This window comes from Microbacterium sp. A93 (genome assembly GCF_051842835.1).
This window is the reverse complement of record NZ_JBPXMT010000005.1, coordinates 289,654-308,958: the sequence shown is the minus strand read 5'-3', so window position 1 is coordinate 308,958 and position 19,305 is coordinate 289,654. Positions and strand designations below refer to the sequence as shown.

16 protein-coding genes are annotated in these 19,305 nt (G+C 60.5%); 10 read left to right on the top strand and 6 right to left on the bottom strand.

All coding sequences use genetic code 11. From position 1 onward, the window contains the following. Positions 1-280 precede the first annotated feature (280 nt). Both ACSU1G_RS14890 and ACSU1G_RS14885 read right to left on the bottom strand, forming a co-directional pair. Positions 281-1,591: a flavin reductase family protein gene (locus tag ACSU1G_RS14890; protein ID WP_439280740.1), complete on the bottom strand. Its 1,311-nt coding sequence runs from the start codon at positions 1,589-1,591 to the stop codon at positions 281-283. Positions 1,592-1,623: 32 nt separating this feature from the next. Further along, the gene (locus tag ACSU1G_RS14885) at positions 1,624-2,643 is read right to left on the bottom strand and encodes a LysR family transcriptional regulator (protein WP_439280739.1); all 1,020 of its coding nucleotides are present in this window, start codon (positions 2,641-2,643) and stop codon (positions 1,624-1,626) included. Between the two features lie 388 nt (positions 2,644-3,031). Between ACSU1G_RS14885 and ACSU1G_RS14880 the strand changes: the two genes are divergently transcribed. From ACSU1G_RS14880 to ACSU1G_RS14860, 5 genes are all read left to right on the top strand, one after another. Beyond that, positions 3,032-3,649 carry an alkylhydroperoxidase domain protein gene (locus tag ACSU1G_RS14880; protein WP_439280738.1) on the top strand — a complete coding sequence of 206 codons (618 nt, stop codon included), beginning with the start codon at positions 3,032-3,034 and terminating at the stop codon, positions 3,647-3,649. A 104-nt stretch (positions 3,650-3,753) separates the two neighbouring features. After that, a complete protein-coding gene (locus ACSU1G_RS14875) occupies positions 3,754-5,295 on the top strand; it encodes an ABC transporter substrate-binding protein (RefSeq protein ID WP_439280737.1) in 1,542 nt (513 codons plus the stop codon). 67 nt (positions 5,296-5,362) lie between these two features. Next, on the top strand, positions 5,363-6,376 hold the full coding sequence (locus ACSU1G_RS14870) for a putative FMN-dependent luciferase-like monooxygenase (RefSeq protein WP_439280736.1): 1,014 nt from the start codon (positions 5,363-5,365) through the stop codon (positions 6,374-6,376). After that, positions 6,367-6,942 carry a CMD domain protein gene (locus tag ACSU1G_RS14865; protein ID WP_439280735.1) on the top strand — a complete coding sequence of 192 codons (576 nt, stop codon included), beginning with the start codon at positions 6,367-6,369 and terminating at the stop codon, positions 6,940-6,942. Before ACSU1G_RS14870 ends, ACSU1G_RS14865 begins: the two co-directional genes overlap by 10 nt. Beyond that, on the top strand, positions 6,939-7,553 hold the full coding sequence (locus ACSU1G_RS14860; protein ID WP_439280734.1) for an alkylhydroperoxidase domain protein: 615 nt from the start codon (positions 6,939-6,941) through the stop codon (positions 7,551-7,553). Before ACSU1G_RS14865 ends, ACSU1G_RS14860 begins: the two co-directional genes overlap by 4 nt. Positions 7,554-7,835: 282 nt before the next feature. On the opposite strand, the gene ACSU1G_RS14855 is transcribed toward ACSU1G_RS14860, so the two are convergent. Continuing rightward, positions 7,836-8,804 (bottom strand): PaaX family transcriptional regulator, encoded by a 969-nt coding sequence (locus tag ACSU1G_RS14855; RefSeq protein WP_439280733.1) that lies wholly within the window; start codon positions 8,802-8,804, stop codon positions 7,836-7,838. 119 nt (positions 8,805-8,923) lie between these two features. Here ACSU1G_RS14855 and ACSU1G_RS14850 point away from each other — a divergent pair, with 119 nt between their 5' ends. The 4 genes from ACSU1G_RS14850 to ACSU1G_RS14835 all read left to right on the top strand — a co-directional run bounded on the left by ACSU1G_RS14850 (position 8,924) and on the right by ACSU1G_RS14835 (position 14,745). After that, positions 8,924-9,433, top strand: coding sequence for a Zn-ribbon domain-containing OB-fold protein (locus ACSU1G_RS14850; protein WP_439280732.1), 510 nt, complete (start codon positions 8,924-8,926; stop codon positions 9,431-9,433). Next, complete coding sequence (locus ACSU1G_RS14845) at positions 9,417-10,589, top strand: thiolase C-terminal domain-containing protein (protein WP_439280731.1); 1,173 nt, start codon at positions 9,417-9,419, stop codon at positions 10,587-10,589. Before ACSU1G_RS14850 ends, ACSU1G_RS14845 begins: the two co-directional genes overlap by 17 nt. Positions 10,590-10,673: 84 nt before the next feature. Beyond that, the gene (locus tag ACSU1G_RS14840) at positions 10,674-12,215 is read left to right on the top strand and encodes an ABC transporter substrate-binding protein (protein WP_439280730.1); all 1,542 of its coding nucleotides are present in this window, start codon (positions 10,674-10,676) and stop codon (positions 12,213-12,215) included. Positions 12,216-12,333: 118 nt separating this feature from the next. Beyond that, the gene (locus tag ACSU1G_RS14835) at positions 12,334-14,745 is read left to right on the top strand and encodes a CoA transferase (protein WP_439280729.1); all 2,412 of its coding nucleotides are present in this window, start codon (positions 12,334-12,336) and stop codon (positions 14,743-14,745) included. 133 nt (positions 14,746-14,878) lie between these two features. Here ACSU1G_RS14835 and ACSU1G_RS14830 read toward each other — a convergent pair whose 3' ends face one another. The 3 genes from ACSU1G_RS14830 to ACSU1G_RS14820 form a co-directional block, all read right to left on the bottom strand. Then, the gene (locus ACSU1G_RS14830) at positions 14,879-16,210 is read right to left on the bottom strand and encodes an amidohydrolase family protein (protein WP_439280728.1); all 1,332 of its coding nucleotides are present in this window, start codon (positions 16,208-16,210) and stop codon (positions 14,879-14,881) included. After that, entirely contained in the window at positions 16,207-17,187 is a 981-nt protein-coding gene (locus ACSU1G_RS14825; RefSeq protein WP_439280727.1) for a CoA transferase, read from the bottom strand. Before ACSU1G_RS14825 ends, ACSU1G_RS14830 begins: the two co-directional genes overlap by 4 nt. 104 nt (positions 17,188-17,291) lie before the next feature. Further along, positions 17,292-18,242 (bottom strand): enoyl-CoA hydratase/isomerase family protein, encoded by a 951-nt coding sequence (locus ACSU1G_RS14820; RefSeq protein ID WP_439280726.1) that lies wholly within the window; start codon positions 18,240-18,242, stop codon positions 17,292-17,294. A gap of 129 nt (positions 18,243-18,371) precedes the next feature. Here ACSU1G_RS14820 and ACSU1G_RS14815 point away from each other — a divergent pair, with 129 nt between their 5' ends. Further along, positions 18,372-19,241, top strand: coding sequence for an alpha/beta fold hydrolase (locus ACSU1G_RS14815; RefSeq protein WP_439280725.1), 870 nt, complete (start codon positions 18,372-18,374; stop codon positions 19,239-19,241). The last annotated feature ends 64 nt before the right edge of the window (positions 19,242-19,305 follow it).

Genomic DNA, 19,305 nt, shown 5'->3' with positions numbered 1-19,305 from the left:
ATAGTGACATCCGACCGCTCTGGCGGATATTGCACTCATATGTCGACAATCTTGCTTCAGGTGAAGTTGTCTTCATTGGACCCCAGAAGGAATGCGGCACGATCTTCGCTATTTCTCTGGGGAACTCTGTGGCATGCAGTTGTTATTCATCATTCGATGTATAAACCAGGCAATACGACCGATCCATGTTCATTGCATTAATTGAATGGGTTCGGGCAGGGTGGCGAGACTCGTGGGTTGTGAGGATCCTCCCTTGGAGAGCTGCGGGTTTCGCGCCGCGTCAGGTCCGTTCGCGCAGTCCTGAATTCAAGTAGCGCTCGAGATCGCCGCGGTGGGGGCCGGCCAACGATTCGCTCACCTCAGCGGCAGCCTGCTGCAATGCCGCGACGCGTTCGCGGGCCTGCGCACTTGTGATGGTCTTCCGCATCGACCCCAGACGCAAGACCAGACCGGAATTCGTTTGTGGCGTAGTTGTGGGGTCGAAAACGGGCACGGTGAGCGTGATGACGTGTTCGGGCGCATCGTCGACAAACGGCTCGGAAGGGAAGAAATCTGCAGCCCTTGCGATCGCACTCCGCACGGCTCGGTCACGCGCGGGCGTGAGCTGTCCGAGCGAGTATTCGTGCAAGGCCTGTCCGAACGCGCGGTGGTCGTCCTCGCGGCCTGCCGGAAGAAGGTGTGCGGTGTAGCCCCGTGAGCGCACTGCGGCGAGGCGTTTCCTGTACATCTCTGCGACCTCAGGGTCAGATGGGGAGATACGCCTGAGCCACTTGGCTGTCTGCTCGTCGCTCCAAGCCACCGAGGTCTCACCGAATGGTGGGATGAGTGCCATTCGCGCTCCAAGACGTTCGTGAGTATCCACCGAGACCGTGCGAGCAACCGCGCCGATCGTCTGATCGTGATCGTTGATCTGGATGAGTGCGACAGCTTCGCAGTCGAAGCGATCGGCGAGTGCAGTGAGCTGCGGACGGGCGGCCTCTGCGACGCGCACCGCCGAAATGAGGTCGGAGTCCACATGAGCGGCGCTAGCGGTAGTGGAGAAGCCGCCATAGCCGCCCTGGAAAAACAGCAGGGGCGTGACTGGGCGTGACACCTCGACGTCCTGCACATCGCATAACACGATGAGATGGTCCCCCGCCTCGATCTCCTGCGCGAGTGAGCAGTGAATGTGGGCCACAGCGGCGTCGAGCCTCGGTGCGCCATGCGCCGAAATTACCCACGTGACGCCGTCGAACTTGCGTGGATCACGCTGGGCGAGGGTCCGTGTCTCAGCCTGCTGATCATAAGCGAGGACGTTGATGCACCAGGTCGTCGCCTGGCGCAGCATCGCGTAAGTCTCGGAGTTCTTCGTCGGCATGAAGGACACCATCGGTGGATCGAGCGACACGGAGCTGAATGTGCCGACGACCATGCCGAGTGGTGCACCCTCGGGACTCATGCCGGTCACCACAACGACACCGGTCGGGTAATGTCCAAGCACATCGCGGAGTGCACGCGAATCAATCCGACTCTCTTGCAATGTGCTCGTTGTCACGTCGTTCATGTTGATCCTCCTCATATGTTTGTGTTGCGAGATCCCGGAGCGGGGCATCACCGGCCCGTGGGCTGGTGCAACTCAGCTGCTCACACCCTGTGACCATCGAGACGGTCACGGTTCCGCAAGAACAGGGATGAACGCCCTGAAGACTCGGTGAGGCGCCATCTGGAGGCGTCCATAGAGGTAAACGCCGAAAGCACCGCACGCACGGCAGGGATGGCGGTCGCATCTTCAGAGAACGCGAGGCTGATAGTACGGCTTTCGCTCGGATTGATCCGCTTGATCGCCACTCCCCGCGGAACGACAGCCGAGGCGATCGCGAGCTTCGGGAGTGCAGAAACGCCCAACCCGCTGGCGACCAGACTGAGCACCGCGCTGAAATTGTCCGTTTCCATCGTCACTCGAGGTTCGAAGCCCACGGCTCTGCTCGCGTGCACGACGTGAGCGCGGCACCGCGGGCATCCTGCGATCCATTCGTCATCTTCCATGTCGGCGAGCTCGACGACGTCCTCAGAGGCAAGCGGGTGATCGCGCGGAAAGATCCCGTAGATCGGGTCGACGAACTGGTCGATCGTTTTGATGCGATGACTCGCGAGCAAAACCGGGTCGAGTGGATCGAGTGGGTAATTGCACACCACGGCAAGATCGATTGTTCCATCAGCGATGCCAGCTAGAGCGTCTCCAGGTTCCGCCTCGGTGTAGGTGACTGTGAGGCCGGGTGCGATGCGGCGGAGAGCTGTCAGCACAGGAGGCACGATTGTGGAGGATGCGGATGAGAACCCAGACAGTGCGATATTGCCGGCCCGAAGGTCGGCAAGCCCACGTAGCTGCGCGAGACAGGAATCGACTGTTGCGAGGATATCTCCGGAGATGTCGCTGAGCTTCGCGCCCGCCTCGGAGAGTGCGATACTCCGTCCGGAGCGCACGATGATCTGCATTCCGAGTCGAGACTCGGAGCGCTGGATATGTTGGCTGACCGCAGGCTGGCTCAGGCCGAGCGAGCGCGCTGCGCCCGAGATGGATCCCGTCTCGGTGAGGGCGCGGACGATACGAAGCGTGCGCAGGTCGAGGTCGAGGTCCCGGTGTTCGGCTTCAGGCTTGGACATTCTCACCTCGTTTCACTGTTGAGCTCGCCAGGGACGGAACATCGTTCTCTGTTGACGGGTCGTGTCCACGACTTCGTTCCATAATGAGGTCGAGCGTGACCCGGGTCGGTCTGTATAAGAGGCCGTTATTGGTCCTATAAGTACGTGATCGACCCGATCGCTCCTGAACTAACGTGTCCACCACAAACAACGACGACTTGTCCCTGAGTGCAGATGCGTGTGCTGAGTTCTTGCTAAGAAGAAGCGCCGGGAGCAAGAGTGCTTTCGGCGGGCGACGTAGTCGATCCGTGACGGGGCCGGTGATTTCTCTGTCGCGGTTGGTGTCGTTCCGCGTGTTCCAGCAGCGGGTTGCTGCGGGGCTGCGTGTTCTAGAGAAGGAGATGGCAGCATGACCGAGATTTCTGTGCGTCCGACCGTGCTGTCGTACGACCTGCCGCACCCTCAGGGTTTCACTCGCGACACCATCGGATGGGTTCCATGGCTGGGGCCACTGCCGAGCGACGAGTTTACCGACCGACATCGTGCAGGCTTGCTCACTCCGCTGAATCCAGATTTTGACTATTTTCGTCTGCTGGTGCGTGACCCTGAGGTGCTTCGCGCGCGCACGCTGATGGACCGTGACATCTTCACGAAGGAATCCGACGGCGGGCTCCCACGCGCGGAACGAGAACTGGCGGCGACCGCGGCGTCGCGAACGAACGGATGCGTGCTGTGTGCCGCGGCCCACGGTCGCAAGTCGGCCACTTACTCTAAGCGCACAGAAGACGTGGATCGTCTCCTTGACGAAGGGCTGGGCGTAGATCTGGGAGATCGATGGAATGCGATCATCGCGGCTTCGGAGGCGCTGACACAAAGCCCGCTCATGTTCGATGTCGAGGACATCACCGCACTCCGTGACGTCGGACTGAAGGACATCGCGATCGTCGATTTGATTCAAAGTGCTGCCTTCTTCAACTGGGCCAACCGGCTCATGCTCTCGTTGGGGCGTCCCGTCGCGGCTTCGTGAGAGCCGGCAGGTTCTGGAGTCCATGAGGGACAACATATAACATAAGACCTAGCGTTCGAAGTTGTTTGATTACATTTTGAGTGATCGACCCATAAAGGAGCGACATGAACAACAAGATGCAGCCGCGCCACTTTCGTCTTGGCGCGTGCGCAGGCCTAGCCATTGCGGCAATGGTCTTCGCCGGTTGTGCAGACGGAAAGCCTGAGGCATCACATGTATCCGCCGAAACAGATCGTGACGCGACGATCGCGGTAGGCGTACGGTTCCTACAGAACTCGTGGGATCCTTCGAAAATGCCGGGCGCAACTATCGTCCCCATATATCAGCTCGTGTACGAGAATCTGATTGGGCTGGATGCGGACTTGAATCTCGTCCCGGTTCTGGCGGAGAAGTGGACCACGTCAGACGAAGGCATCACGTGGGACATCGCACTACGTGAAAACGTGAAGTTCAGCGACGGCACGTCATTCGATGCGGAAGACGTAAAATTCACGCTGGCTCACAACGCTGATGTCGGGTCGAACGTCCGTAGCGATCTCGGAGGAGTGCGCAGCGTCGAGACCATAGATGATCATCACGTCAGGATCACGCTTGCGTCCGCGGATGCGGGCTTTCCAGAGATGCTCGCCGGCCGCGCGGGAATCATCCTCAGTTCTGAGATTGTGACGTCTGGGGACTTCTCCGTTCCGGTGGGTACGGGCATGTTCGTGTTGGACAAGGAGGTCCCTGGAACGGAGGTGAATCTTGTCAGAAACCCGGGTTATCGGAGCGCCGATGCGGTGAAACTGGCAGGTGTGAACGTGTTGCAAGTCAACGATCCGACCGGGATGGTGAATGCACTACGCTCCTCGGAGATTGACATAGGGATCATTGATCCCGAGGGCTCTGATGCCGTCAAGGAAGCCGGTCTCCGGACTTACGAGCTTCAAAGCGCTCAACTTGTCGCTATCAGTATGAATCCGGCGCTCAGCCCCGAGCTTGCCGATCCTCGCGTACGCATGGCATTGTCCATGGCTATCGATCGCAAAGGGATCGTCGATGGCATTATGTTCGGTCATGCCTCCACCGCGAATCAATTCATAGCATCCGATCGCTTCGGATTTAATGCCGATTTGGCTGACGCTCCGTATGACATCGAGGGCGCCAAGAAGCTGCTAGCGGGCGCTGGGTACCCGCACGGATTCGTGTTTGAGATGTCTGCCCCGGCCAACAACAAGCAACTCGCCATGGCAGTACAGGCGAGTTGGGCTGAGATCGGCGTGACCGCCGAACTAGTATTTCCGCTCCCCGGCGCTGAGACGTGGGAAAACTCGTCCATTCCGCTCGGGATCAGGAATTTCGTGCCGGATCTCGATCCCGCTTCCTTCCTTAGGCGCCATCTGAGCCCTGAAGCTATCGGCAACCCCGGCAAGGTCGAGGTGCCGGGAGTAATGCGCCTGATAGAGCAGGCTCAGGCCACAGTCGACAACGGCGGTCGCGAAAAGTTCATGATGGACGTTGCCGAACGGACAAGTGAGATGGTCCCTGCGCACATTCCGGTCATCTGGCGGAACTACACGATCGCGTATAGCGAGAACCTCGTCGGCGTGCAGGCGTGGCAGGCCGGATATCCAATTCTCGATGGCGTCGGTGTTCCCGCGCCATGACGACACTCAGGCGCGGCTCTCTTCCAATCCTCAGCGCCGAAACTGCTTGAACTACAGAAAGGATCGCATGCATATCTCCTACTTCACCCGGCTGCTCGAAGATGTGAGCGCGGCGGAACGATATCGTTTCGCCACCGACCAAATTCAACACGCCGAGCGTCTGGGTTATCACCGAGCGTGGGTTGCTCAACACCACTTTCACCCGGTCGAGGGCGGATTACCATCGCCGTTCGTGTTCCTTGCGGACGTGGCCAGACAAACGGAACGGATTCGACTCGGCACCGGCATCATCACCTTGACCCTTGAGGACCCAGTCCGTGTGGCTGAGGACGCGGTAGTGGCGGATATCCTCTCTGGTGGCCGGATCGACATCGGCTTGGGGAGCGGAGGGACCCCGCGCTCCTTCGCCCCGTTCGGTCTGAAGCTGGCCGACAAGACGGTTGACTTCGAGAGAAAGCTGACGACGTTCACCGATGCGCTCGCCGGTTCCGACCTGGGCGACGGCAACACGTTGTATCCCCCGGCGGGATCCATGCCGGAACGGGTGTGGCAAGCGACGTTTTCTGCCGCGGGTGGGCGTCGTGCTGGTGCGGGGGCCCATGGCTTGATGCTGAGTCGCACGCAACCGCGTCCGAGCGACAAGCCGAATGCGTCACTGTATGACCTGCAGATGCCGATCATTGAGGCGTATCTCGATGCGTTACCAGACAGCGCAGAACCACGGATCATGGCTTCGCGGACGGTGTACACCGCTGACGACCGCGCAGAGGCGCTTGGGCACGCAGAAACTGGGCTGCGCCGAGTGGCACGTCTCCTGGGCCGCGACGCGTCCGCGCCAGTCGATGAGCTCATCGCAAACGGTGACACATACCTCGGAACCCCTGACGAGGTCGTCTCTGCTTTGTCTTCGGATGCGCTTCTCGCCCATGTAGACGAGGTCGCCATCCAGATCCATCCCGTCGATGCCCCGCACGAGCAAACAATGCGTGCCATCGAGCTATTCGCCGTCAGTGTTGCACCAGCTCTTGGTTGGGATGCGTCGGTTTCACCTGTTGTCGAAAGAGGAAATTCATGTTCGTAATACCGCCGGATGTTATTGATCATCTCGCCCCGGGAAGGGCGAGTGGGCTGCGTCGAGATGTGGCACGGGAGCAGGCGCAGACGAGTTTCGATGCCTTGTTCCTCCCTGTGGACGACTCGGAGTTCACTCTGTCGGAGCGGTGGCTTATCTCAGCGTTCGCGACGAAGTTGACTTCCGATGACGCGGCAGCGGCCTTCTACGCTGAGGGCGCAAGAAGCTTCGCCCCGGACGTGGCTAAGACGGTACTGGCGGCTGCGGCAGAGTCTGCCACGAGCGGGCCCTTCGGACAGTTCTCCGAGCCGGGACTAGCCGCGGAGAGTACCGATGGGTTGCGGTACAAGGCGTCGGACGAGGTGTTCGGAGCGCGGATCGCGGCAGCATTAGAGCATTCGCATCTTCTTGTGTATCGGCCGCGCGAGACGGATCGTGATGCGCACGAGCGACTGCTCGAGGCCGGATGGAGCATCGATGGGATTGTGACTCTGTCGCAGTTGGTGTCGTTCCTCTCGTTCCAGCAGCGGGTTGCTTCGGGACTGCGTGTTCTAGAGAAGGAGATGGCAGCATGACCGAGATTTCTGTGCGTCCGACCGCGCTGTCGTACGACCTGCCGCACCCCCAGGGTTTCACTCGCGACACCATCGGATGGGTTCCATGGCTCGAGCCCCTGCCGAGGGACGAGTTCACCGACCGGCATTGGGACGGCGTCATCAATCCACCACGCGCTGATTTTGACTATTTTCGTCTGCTGGTGCGTGACCCTGAGGTGCTTCGCGCGCGCACGCTGATGGACCGTGACATCTTCACAAAGGAATCCGACGGCGGGCTCCCACGCGCGGAACGAGAACTGGCCGCGACCGCGGTTTCACGCACGAACGGGTGCGTGTACTGCGCCTCAGTCCATGCGCGCACGTCGTCGAACTTTTCAAAGCGACCGGAAGATCTCGACCGGTTGCTTGAAGAGGGAACGAGCGCCGACTTGGGGGAGCGGTGGAACGCGATTGTCTCAGCGTCCGAGGCGCTGGCGCAGAGCCCTATTCTGTTTGACGCGGAGGACATCACAGCCCTGCGCGACGGGGGCCTGGAGGACGTCGCGATCGTGGACATGATCCAGAGCGCGGCCTACTTCAACTGGGCCAACCGGCTCATGCTTTCCGTAGGGCGAGCAGTCGCCATCTGAGTCTTGCCATCGGGATCGAACGCCTTGCGTCGATCCCGATGGCATTGCGTTCCCACCATGGACCCAGTGGTGCTGCCTGAAAGCGGTTGCCGTTGTTAACGGATCGCAGACTATTGGCAGTTGCTGATCCTATCGACGGTGATGGGGTGATTCCGACGAAGGCGTCATCAGAGTCGTCGGTCAGTATGCGATGCAGTTATTCAATCGTCAGGTGGCCTTGAACATTCCGTCACTGTTGCGTCGATGATTTGAAATCGGAAACAGTCCCGGCAGTAAGGCGTGTCACTCATCGCCTGCCGGGGGATAGCAGAGGGTGCAGTCGACGTGTCCCGGCGCTGCGCGGAGGAAGTCATCTGGCAGATGCGTGTGGACAAGAGCCGCAAGGTTCGGCGCCGTCTCAGCGACGATTGATTTCACGTAGCTGATAGCGCTAGGCGCCATGCCGATGTATGCCTCGTGAAAGAGCGCACGCGCGCGTGCGCGGGAGGCTACCCACTCATCCGGGAGAGTGCTGTCGGGGAGGTTGGGATCGATGCTTGGGAAGCGACGATACTCGTCGGTGATTGAGGTTCGTGCGATGAAACTCTCCCGCGGAGATAGCTCTGTGAGCCTGAGGACGGTGTGGTGCCAGCGGTTAGCGAACGACTCCAGTCGCTCGCGGATGGACTCGAGATCATGGCCAGTTGAGAGCGGAGTCCGACCGTCTCGAACATGTTCAAACGCGAGGAACACTGACGCGTTGTCGACTCCGAGCTCGTCGAGGAGTGCGCTGGCGGCTTTTCTGCGGCGAAGAGGCGAGGCCCAAACACCGTCGTAGATTGGCGCGAAACCGAGCATGCGAAGTCGAGAACGCAGCTGGCGCCGCGTGTCGGCTCGAGTGTCCGGCACAGAGAATGTGCATAGTGTCCATTCCCCCGACCACTCGGTAGCTTCTCCGTAGGTGGCGATCGTGCGACCGACCATGTGCGCGCCTTCGATTGCTTCGTCATGGAATCGGTAAGAGGTTCGCCTTCCTACTTTTTGCATTTGCATAATCGTGCGACGAGTGAGGCGGCTCAGCGAAACACGCCCGCTGTCAGGTGTCACACCGAGTTTGCCGACAAGAGTGATCAGCGTAGCGGTGGGAATGTGCTCAAGGCCACCGATCCAGTAGTCGCCGACGATGGTGACGAGTAGGTGCTGGGGGTTGTTCCCTGTTTGCCACCGCGGCCCTGCAGTATCAAGTTCCGTCTGATTCGACGATTTTGACATCGTTGTTCCTTGTCGCTCACCCGGGCTGTTCGTTCACCCTAGCTGTATTCACGATGGTTGACGCCTGACTCCGAGTATGTCACAGTTACGAACACTAGCAGAAGTAAAACTGTTCCCTAATGCACAAAGGAGTGGCGGGTGATCAACGTGAAAGCAACGTCGTGGGTCCTTTCTCTTGGCCGGGGAGGTACGTCGTGATGTCTAACCAAGCCGAGCCCACGCGCCCATTTCCCAAGAGCATTGACCCGTTATACGTCAAGCACTATGAGGGCTTAAAGCGTGGAGAGGTGCTCGTTCCCTGCTGTCGAGACTGCAAAGCATTGCAGTGGCCTCCGCGAGTCATGTGCGACGAATGCCACTCCATCGACTTCGATCAGGTCGCAATGCCAACGCGAGCACGGGTATTTAGTTACGTGACCGTGAACCGGGCGTTTCACCCCTGGTTTGCGGCGCGCGCACCGTATTTCACTGTTCTCGGAGACTTCGGAAACGGCGTCAGGATGTTGGGGCTTCTGCGTGATGCTTCGGCAGACGGCGTGGGCTGCGACCAAGAGGTCGAGGTTGGGTTCGACAGCGTGGGTGAGTTCGCCGTTCTGGAATGGAGGCTGGCAGATGAAACAGCAGCGTAAGGCGGTTATCTCGGGAGTTGGCGAGTCTAACTTCGGACGAAAGACAACAATTCCAGGAAAGATCTACGTCTTACAAGCGGCTCTTGCGGCTTGTGAAGATGCGGGCATCGCTCCTTCATCTATTGACGGTGTGATCGGATACCGCACATGTGCCCCTGAAGATTATGTTCAGGGCCTCGGCATTCGTGATTTGCGGTTCCACTCGGTCCTTTTCAACGCACTAGGCTCGGCGAGTCAAGCGTCAGCGGTGGCACTGGCCGCTGACGTTGTTGCGTCGGGGCGTGCCAGCCGCGTGTTGGTTTCGGCAGGTGGATCAAAGTTTGACGGACCCCGTCTCGGTGATCCGAGCGGCGCCATGATGGCTGAACCTCCGCGTCTCGCCGGACATGAAATTCGTACGCATTCCGAGTTTCCGAATGGGATCAGTGTGCCGATGCAATGGCACAGCTTCCACGCGAATCGGTGGATGCATGAGTTTAAGCCGAGCGCCGACGGCATGAAGACTGTCGCAGTCGAGACTCGCAAGCACGCACACAAAAACGACAAGGCGTACTTCCAAGGTCGTGAACTCACCGAAGAAATGTATGACGAGGCTCCACTGCTCACAGACCCCTTCCGCATCTATGACGTGAGTCAAGAATCCGACGGCGCAGGCGCAGTTATCGTTGAAGCGGCCGGCTCGGCCGACTCAGGATCGCGCAAGCAGGTCTACATCGCGGGCGGTGGCGAGGGCATGCCGGACTCGCCCGACGACCAGTTCTCGCGCAAGGACTTCTTCACGATGGGAATCACGAAGGTTGCCTCGCGCATCTTCGGTGAGCTCGGTGTGAGTCCCAAGGACTTCGACTTCGCAGAGGTCTATGACTGCTTCACTTTTGTCGTTCTTCGACAACTGGAGGAGATGGGATTCTGCGCACGTGGTGAGTCCCCCGATTTTATCAAAGAAATCGGAATTGGGCCTGGAGGGCGATTGCCCATCAACACACACGGTGGTCTTCTTTCGCAGGCGCACGTGGGAGGAATTAACCACGTCGTCGAGGCAGTCAAGCAGCTGAGAGGCGAGGCGGGTGTGGCGCAAGTGAAAGATGCCAGCCTCGGACTAGTCACGGGCTTCGGCCAAATGGGCAAGGGGTCGCTCGTCGTCCTTCACAACTAATCATTCAGCAATCGTGTAAACGAGGCACCGAGCGCCTCATCATGCCCACCCCACTACCGAACGATTCACATAGGAGTGAATGTCATGACAATTCTCAACGGTTTCCCGCTTCGGCGTACGATCGCCGGATCCATCGCGGTGCTGACCGCAGTCGCGCTCGCAGGATGCGCCGGAGGCGCTGATCCCACTGCCTCGCCTACGGCAGAACGGGAGAGTGACCCGACGGCGACAATGACAGTCGGCGTCCGATACATCCAGAACTCGTGGGACCCGTCGAAGGCACCCGGTGCTACGACAGTGCCCATTTACCAGCTTGTTTATGACAACCTGATCGGCCTCGATCCCGACGGCAACCTGATCCCGGGCCTTGCCTTGTCATGGAGCACGGAGGACGACGCTCAGAGCTGGCAATTCGCACTGCGTGAGGGTGTTACTTTTTCAGACGGATCGGCGTTCGACGCCGAAGATGTAAAAGCGACGCTGGAGTATTACTCGGGTGAAACTTCGAATATTCGTGCCGATTTCTCGAACGTCAGCAGCATTGATGTTGTAGACGAGCACACCATTCAAATTCAGCAGACAGCTCCCAACGCCGGCCTCCCCGATAGCCTTGCTGGTGCGATCGGAACCATTCTGAGTTCCGAAGTCGTGGAATCCGGGCTCTTTGACGATCCGATTGGCACCGGGCCCTTCCTTCTGAAATCTGGCGTAAAGGGTGTTGAGATTCAGCTTGTACCGAATCCCGACCACTGGAACGCTGACCTGATCAAGGTGGCCGGAGTCACGGTTCGTTCCATCGAAGACCCGATAGCTCGCGCGAACGCCATCAAATCGGGCGACGTTGACATGGCAATTATTGAGCCTGCACAGGCTGATGACGTGCTGGCCACGGCTGGATTGCATTCCTACCAAATGTATAGCGACCAAATGGTTGCGATGCTCCTGAATCCGGACTTCGCGCTCGAGTTGGATGATCCGCGCGTGCGTTTGGCGCTCGCCATGGCTATCGACCGGGAGGGCATTGTCAACTCGATCATGTTCGGCCGTGCGAGTATCGCAAACGACTTCGTTGGCGAAGCAGATGACGTCGACCCGATCCCGTTCGACATGGAACGCGCCAAGGAACTCATGGCAGAAGCTGGTTACGCTGACGGATTCAAAGCTGACATGTTCATCAACATTGGGAACAAGCAGATCGCTGAGGTCATTCAAGATAGCTGGGCAAAGCTGGGCGTGGATATTTCGATTGGACTTCCTCCTGGAGAGAACCTTCCTACCGCTGCGTGGCTGGAGCCTTCCATCCCGCTGGCACTTCAAAACCTCGCAATCGATGTCGATCCGGTCAGCTTCCTGTACCGCAGCCTCAGTACTGAGTCGATTCGTAATCCAGGTGACGTCGAGGTAGAGGGACTTCCAGAACTCATCGAGGAGGCTCGTTCAACCGCTGATGTGGACGAACGCGCACAGCTCCTGAAGGAAATCGGAATGCTGACCCGCGAGAACATTCCTAACTACATCCCTATCCTGTGGCGCGACTACACGATCGTGTATAGCGACCACCTGACTGGCGTGCAGGAATGGCAGGGCGGATACCCAGTCCTCCAAGGCATAGGCATCGCGAAGTGACATATGGCTGTCGGCGGGACGTGTTCTAGTCTCGCCGACAGCTGTGCCAACCCAGAGAAACTTAGGACGTTCGATCAAGAAGCTCGGTCAGGACGTTGTGTACACGCGGAAGGAAACCATGTTCGACAAATCTGTATTGAGTGACTTCGTCGTTCTCGAACTCGCAGGAGATCTGGGGGCCGCATACTGCGCGAAGCTTCTAGGGGAGTTCGGCGCAAAAGTGATCAAGGTCGAACCGGAAGAAGGTGAGTGGATCAGGACCTTCGGCCCGACGCTGGCGAACGAGTCCGATACGAGCCCACTGTTCATGTACGCCAACACCGGCAAGTCGGGAGTTTCTATCGATCCCGCGATTAGCAAGGACCGGCGCCGGCTGAACGAACTTGTTGCGCGTGCAGACATTATTGTGATTGGTGCCGATGGGCACCGTATTCTGGCCGATCTGGGGCACGCTTTGGCCGATCTCGCGCGGCAGGGCAAGATCATCACTTCCCTCCGGGCGTATGGTGCAACGGGCGCGAAGGCTGGCCAGGTCGGGTATGAGCTCGACGTGTTCCATTCAGGAGGCGAGGGAGCGCTGCTTCCAGGTGGATTGAGCTACGAGCTGTTCCCTGACCGTGAGCCGGTCAAGGCTAGCCGTCACTTGTCCGATTACGACGCCGGGTGCGTCGGCGCGATCAACACATTGGCGCTCATTCTGCGGCGGTTGCGGTCGGGCGACGGGGCGGTTTCGGATATCTCGAAGCAAGATGTCGAGCTCTCGCTGGGTCGAGTCACGATTGATCGTCAGCTGAACCAGCGCATCCGAGTTAACCGTGCTGATCGGGGCTACGACTTCGGTGGTATCTTCCCGTGCATCGATGGATTCATCACGGTTCGCCCCACCCAGGACAAGTTTTGGGCAGCAATGGCCAACGGCATCGGGATGCCGGAGCTGATCGACGATCCGCGCTTTTCGACGCGATCTGGGCGTGAGAGCAACGGACGCGAACTCGACGTCATCATTCGTGAAGTTTGCAGCCGACTTCGTGCGATTGATCTTTATGAAGAATTGGCTCCGTTAGGTGTGCCTGTCGGGTACTACGCGGATGCAGAGGCGCTGGTCACTTCCGAGCATGCGCTCAAACGGGGAGACCTTTCGATTCTTTCACAATCAGGGCATGACCTCATGGTTCCCCGGCCTGGTTATACGTTCGACGGCAACCCGATGCCTCCGTTGAAGGCGTGGCCCGAGACACCTGGCGTGCACAACGCTGAGATCGACGATTGGCTGGCCTCTGCCGAGTCGTCGACGTCAACGCTGACGACGAGTGCGGGCGATCGAAAGATCGAACCGCACTTACCCTTGTCGGGCGTACGCGTTCTCGACCTGACCTGGGTCGCTGCGGGCCCCTACGCGACCGAGCTGCTGGCCATGCTCGGTGCCACGGTCGTGAAGGTTGAATCCTCCAACCGCCCCGATCTATTCCGCCAGATGGCAGGCAATGATACGCCGGGTCTGAATAGCTCGGCTCGTTTCAACTCGGTGAACCTCGGAAAGTCGAGCTTGGGGCTCGACTTCAAAACGAACGAGGGCCGCGCGTTGCTTCGTGACCTTGCCTTGAGCGCAGACGTCGTCTTTTCGAACTATCGAGCAGGAGTTCTGGAGAACCTCGGGCTGAGCTACGACGATTTGAAGGCTGAGCGCCCGGAGCTGGTCGTCACGTGTATCTCGAACGGCGGTCGAGGCGGCACGGATCCTGGCTATGTCGGGTACGCATCGAACTTCAATTCGATGGGCGGGCTCGGTCATCTGACCGGGTACTCTGATGGTCCTCCGACTGAGGTGCGCGACTCGATTGACCTTCGGGTCGGAACGGTTGCTGTCATTGGGACGGTGGCCGCACTCGTTGATGTTGATCGTCGAGGTCGAGGCGGAAGCGTCGATGTTTCTGCGCAACAGGCGATTACGGGGCTCGTGGGGGACTCCGTGATCGAGTATCAGGTGACGGGCGAGCGTCCTCATCGGAATGGAAACGGCCTATACAATGAGTGGCCCTACGGCGTCTATGCCTGCGATGGTGATGACGAGTGGCTCGCCATCGCCACACACACGCAGCAAGAACGCGATGCGCTCGGCGGTGTCGTGGGCATCGACCTTGTGACTGCGGCTCAGTCCGATGCAGGGCGTGAAGCCGCGGAGCGCCAGATACGCGCATGGGTGTCCAGGCGAGTGTCGAGTCGGGCTGCGGAAGAGCTGAGTCTCGTTGGGGTGGCGTGCAGCAAGGTCATGAACGGGCCTGATCTGCTCGATGATGTGCACTTGGCTGAGCGGGGCCTATTGCGCAGCGTCAAACATCCCACGCTTGACGACCAGATTATCGTCGGTGCGCCCTGGCTGATCGATGGAGCATCTCCTGAACTGCAGTGTGCGCCAGATCTGGGCGCTGATACCGATTCAGTTCTCGCCGACTGGCTCGATCTGAGCCCGAACGAGATCGATCGGCTCAGCGAGCTGCGCGCCATTGAAGGGGAAGCGGTGTATTTATAGGAGCCTGGCAGTCGGTTCCGTCGGTGAGGGTTTTCGCCGGCGGAACCGGTGGCTATCTCTTCACGGGTGGACGTATCGGTCGACGGCCGTTTGTACGACTCTCGATGTTCGAGGTTCTGTTCCGCATGGCGCGTCAAGTCCGCCGCAGAGCGTGACGCCAATGTCCACTCAGCACTGCTGTCACAGTCGTGCTTCCGAGCGCCGAACGCGCTACGTGCCACGGGCGGTCGAGCACGACGAGAGAACTGTCTCCTATCTGCACGGTGGGATGCGGCGCGTCTGAGTGCGCGCCGGCGGGGGAGAAGAGGTCGATCGCCTCTTCCGGGGTGAGCGCTTGCTCTGCTGCGATCACACTGCCGCCGGGCGTGCGACGGTCGACAGCCGCTTGCATGGCCTTCCAAATGTTTGCGGTGCCGTAAGGGGCATCGGTGCCACCGTACAGAGCGATCCCCGCGTCAATCAGCGACCGCAGCGGCTGGTAGTTGCGCTGCTCACCGTTGGTGAGTGCGCGGACAAGCCGGTCGCCCTGGGTCACAAAGAATCCGGGATGGGCACCGACAGTCGCGCCGGAGTTCGCGAGAACGGGAATCGCATCAGGAGAGCAGATGAAGGCGTGCTCGAAGCGGACCGCGGCGGCGTCGCGCGCCGCATCCTCGCAGGCCGCAAGACTGAGAGCGAGGGCGGCATCTGTCACGGTGTGCAGTGCGACGGGTGCACCGCCAGCGGCTTGGATAGCCTCGACAATCCGATCAGGGGTGATGCCCAGGTGATCGTGGACGAGGAACTTCACACCGTCGAGGCCAGCATCGGGTGCACCGAACACGGTGAGCTCGACTACGCCTGCCGCCGCCGCCCGAAGCGCTGTCGCGTCTGCATCCCGATTCGTGGCAGTGAGATCGGATGCACGAACGATTCCCTGTGCGCGCATCCGACGGAACTCGGCTGTGACATCGGCATCGGTGAGGATCGAGGGGAACGCGGCGAGGGCGGCATCTTGATCCCAGAGGATGCCGTCGCGTGGCACGTCGAACCCGAGAGCGATGAGCTGTGTGCGTGCCGCCGCGTTCAGCACCCAGTGATGGCCACTTCGGTGCTGAACGCGCATGGGCGGCGAGTTCGGGGCCAGCGACTCGAGCACATCGAGTGACAACTGCCCGAGCCGGTCGCTGTCGTAACCCACGAAGCGCATCGTGACGCTGACGCTCGGGTGTCCGCGGAGTCGAGATGCGAACTCGTCGCGGTCGCGAACATCTCCGACTTCGATCGATAGTCGGCGTGCCGCGGTGGAGCGGACGTGCAGATGATGGTCGCTCAGTCCGGAGACAACGGCGCCACCGTGCGCATCGATGACAGTGGCACCGACCGGCGCTCGTGCGGAGTCGATATCCTCGATCACCCCACCGCGGAGGATCAATCGCTGGCCAGGCCGGCCATCGACTTCCGCGTTGATGACGCAGCTGATCATGAACTCTGGCCGCTTGCCGTCAGCCAACGGGCGCTGGCCCGCAGGTTCAGATCGATGACCCCGGCCAGTCCCGCGCGCACGAGTCCGATCGCGGCGGTGGCGGCGAGAAGTCCAGTCGCGGGGTCTGCCAACGCGTCGGCAGCGAACACCGGTTGTTGCTGCACCCAACCGACCGCTCCGGCCGCGGCAGCACAGTCATCCCCGAATCCGACGCGATCGCTGCCTGCACCTGCCGCTCCGTGAGCGGTGATCCGGACGAAGACCTGGCCGGGCCGGGGCACGATTCCCAGTGACAGCAGCGCGCGCGGCCGCGCGGACACGATGACCACATCGGCGTCTGCCAGGGCGGCGGTGATGTGTTCCCGGTCGCGACGCTCGAAGAGCACCAACTCCTTTGAGCTGTTGAGCCGGTGGGAGAATGCTTCATCCCCGGGTGCGGGGAGCTCTCGACGATCATGAGCTTCGAACCGCTGCACTTGTGCCCCGGCCTCACTGAGCAATGCGGCAGCGAGCGGTCCGGCCCAGAGCGATGAGAAGTCGGCGACGCGGATGTCGGACATTCTCTGACGCGCTCGTTGTGCCAATGCGCTGAGCCGGAACGGCGAAGCCGGCCGGGCATCCACCTGTTCGGGGACTGCTGCAGACGGGATGTCGACAAGCGCGGCGGTGTGTAGCGCCTCGTCCCGCGATGTAACAGCCGCCCAACGCTCCATGGCTGCGTGATCTACGGCGATCACTTGTCCAGCCGTGAGTGCGCCGACGGCTTCCTCATCGGCGGGCCGCGCGATGTTGTACGCCGCCCAGCCTTGCGGATGGCGAAGCATTACTCCCGAACCGCGCAGCGTCGTTCCCGCCGCCGGCGGCGCAGTCGTTCCCGTTAGTCTCGCCCGCTCGACAAGCAGCTCCCCGCCACGGATCTCGACCGGGGTGCCGACAGAACGGGAGAACCGGAGAAGGGCGCGGGCGGTAGTATCCATGCGACCAATGGGATCGCCGCTTGGTATCGCGCCGGAGGCGGTGATCCCGGCTGCTCCGATTGCGTTCCATTTCTCCGTCGGAGACGCGGTGGCCAGCTTTTGGATCATGGCGCGGTGACTTCGTCCACAAGCCCCCAGCGGAGTGCGGTCTGCGCGTCCAAGATCTGCCCCGTGATCGTGAGGAGCAGTGTGCGCTGCCGCCCGATGCGGCGCGGGATGCTCACTGTCCCGCCGCACCCGGGCAAGAGGCCCATCTTCACTTCGGGCAATCGCCAGCGCGCATCAGGAGAGGCGATGACGCGGTGCGCGAAGGATGATAGTTCCATCCCTGCACCGATGACCGCGCCGTGCACCCGCGCGGTGAGCTTCGCACCGGTCTCGGCGACGGCCAACGGAAGGTTCTGTTGCATGCGTGAGATGTGCCCGTGCGCGGGGGACTCAACCAGGCCGAACTCGGCAAGGTCTCCTCCGATGCAGAAATGGCGACCGGTCCCGACCCATGCGAGTGGCGCATCGTCGATCGCGGACGCGCGGAACGCCGCGTAGAGCTCGGCTCTGGTGAGCGCGTCGATGGCATTTGACGCCTGCGGGCGGTTCAAGACCAGTGTTCTTCCGGTTCCGTCGTCGGTGATCTGAACGTATGGGCCCATATCGGGCGAGGGCGTCGGCGTCTGACGCGAGGCCAGCCACCCCGCGTACTCGGGGCCGGCTTGTAATGTGCTGTAAGCAAGCGATTCCGCGGCGATCGCGTCGACGATGGAAGCGTGCTCGGTGGACCGAAGCAGTAGCGCGAGCGTGATGACCGTCAGCGGACGCTCATTCAACATTTTCAAGACTCGCGGTAGCTGACTTGTAGTGAGTGAAAGATCGGCATGCGGATCGTCGTCGTCCACCGAATACGTGAGCAGAGGAGCCGTACGCAGAGCAGCACGAGCAGCAGCGTCGGTGGGGTCGGCGTTCACGCGCACTCCCCATGGGAGGGTTGCCGGGTCGCCGAAAGTGAAGGTGGACGCGATCTCATTCCACGACAGAGCAGGATCATCGATCGTAGGCATCGGCCGCCGGTACGTTCGAGACATCTTCATCCCTTCTTGATGCGAGATCAAGATACGCTAATAGTGTAACGGATTACCACTCGATCGGGTTAATGAGTGTATGTTTTGGCGTCATGAGATGGAGAGCGCATGGGTGATGAGCAAGGGGTCGATCCGACCGCAGAGATCGAAAGCATAGCGAACTTCGCGCGTCGTCTCGGTCTACCCGAACCTGTTGTTCGGCGGCGCCGGCTCGGCACGGACAGTGATGCGCTGAGCGCGTTGCAATGGGGTGTGGGTGACCCGGAAGTCGTGCTTCTGCACGGTGCTGGATTGCATGCTCAGACTTGGAATCGAATGATGCTCGAACTCGGGATCGCCGCGCTCGCGATTGATCTCCCCGGACATGGGCAATCGGATCGGCGTCCAGTCGATGGTTATCGGGTGGCTGCCATGGGGGATCAACTGGCGCAAGCGCTCGTTGGGGCGGGGATCGCCCCGACGTGTTTCGTCGCGCACTCACTTGGGAGCTTTGTCGGCGCGCATGCTGCAGCGGTGATCGGCGGGATTCGGACGATGGTGATACTCGATGCCACCCCGCACCGCATCGGAACGGCCGACCCGACGCGGATGCACTCAGCGTCGCTCGGAACGCTCGTCGACGCGATGCGCCAACGCATGCCGCATCGGGATCGGAACTCACTCGAGCGGGCGGTACTTCGCAGCACGCGTGAGCGAGCCGATGGGCTGCGAGAGTGGTTATGGGACGAAGCGTTCATGGATGCCGTGCCGCTGCGAGCTCGCGAGCGCGATGCGACCTGGCAGTCGTTCCAGAGTGCTGCCTCACGCACGGTGCTTCTTCGCGCTGAGCACGGCGGCGTGCAGGATGCTGAAGCGGAGGAGTTTGTCAGTCGCGTGCCGCGTTCCTCCGTTGTTGTCGTGGACGGAGCGGGTCACAACGTGCACACAGATCAACCTGAGTGGTTGGCGAGGTTCCTCCGCAACTTGCTGAGCTCCTAAAGTGTTGAGGTTTCACGTTGACAGGGGGCACGTTATGTGTAACCTTTGACTTAGCGACCGGACG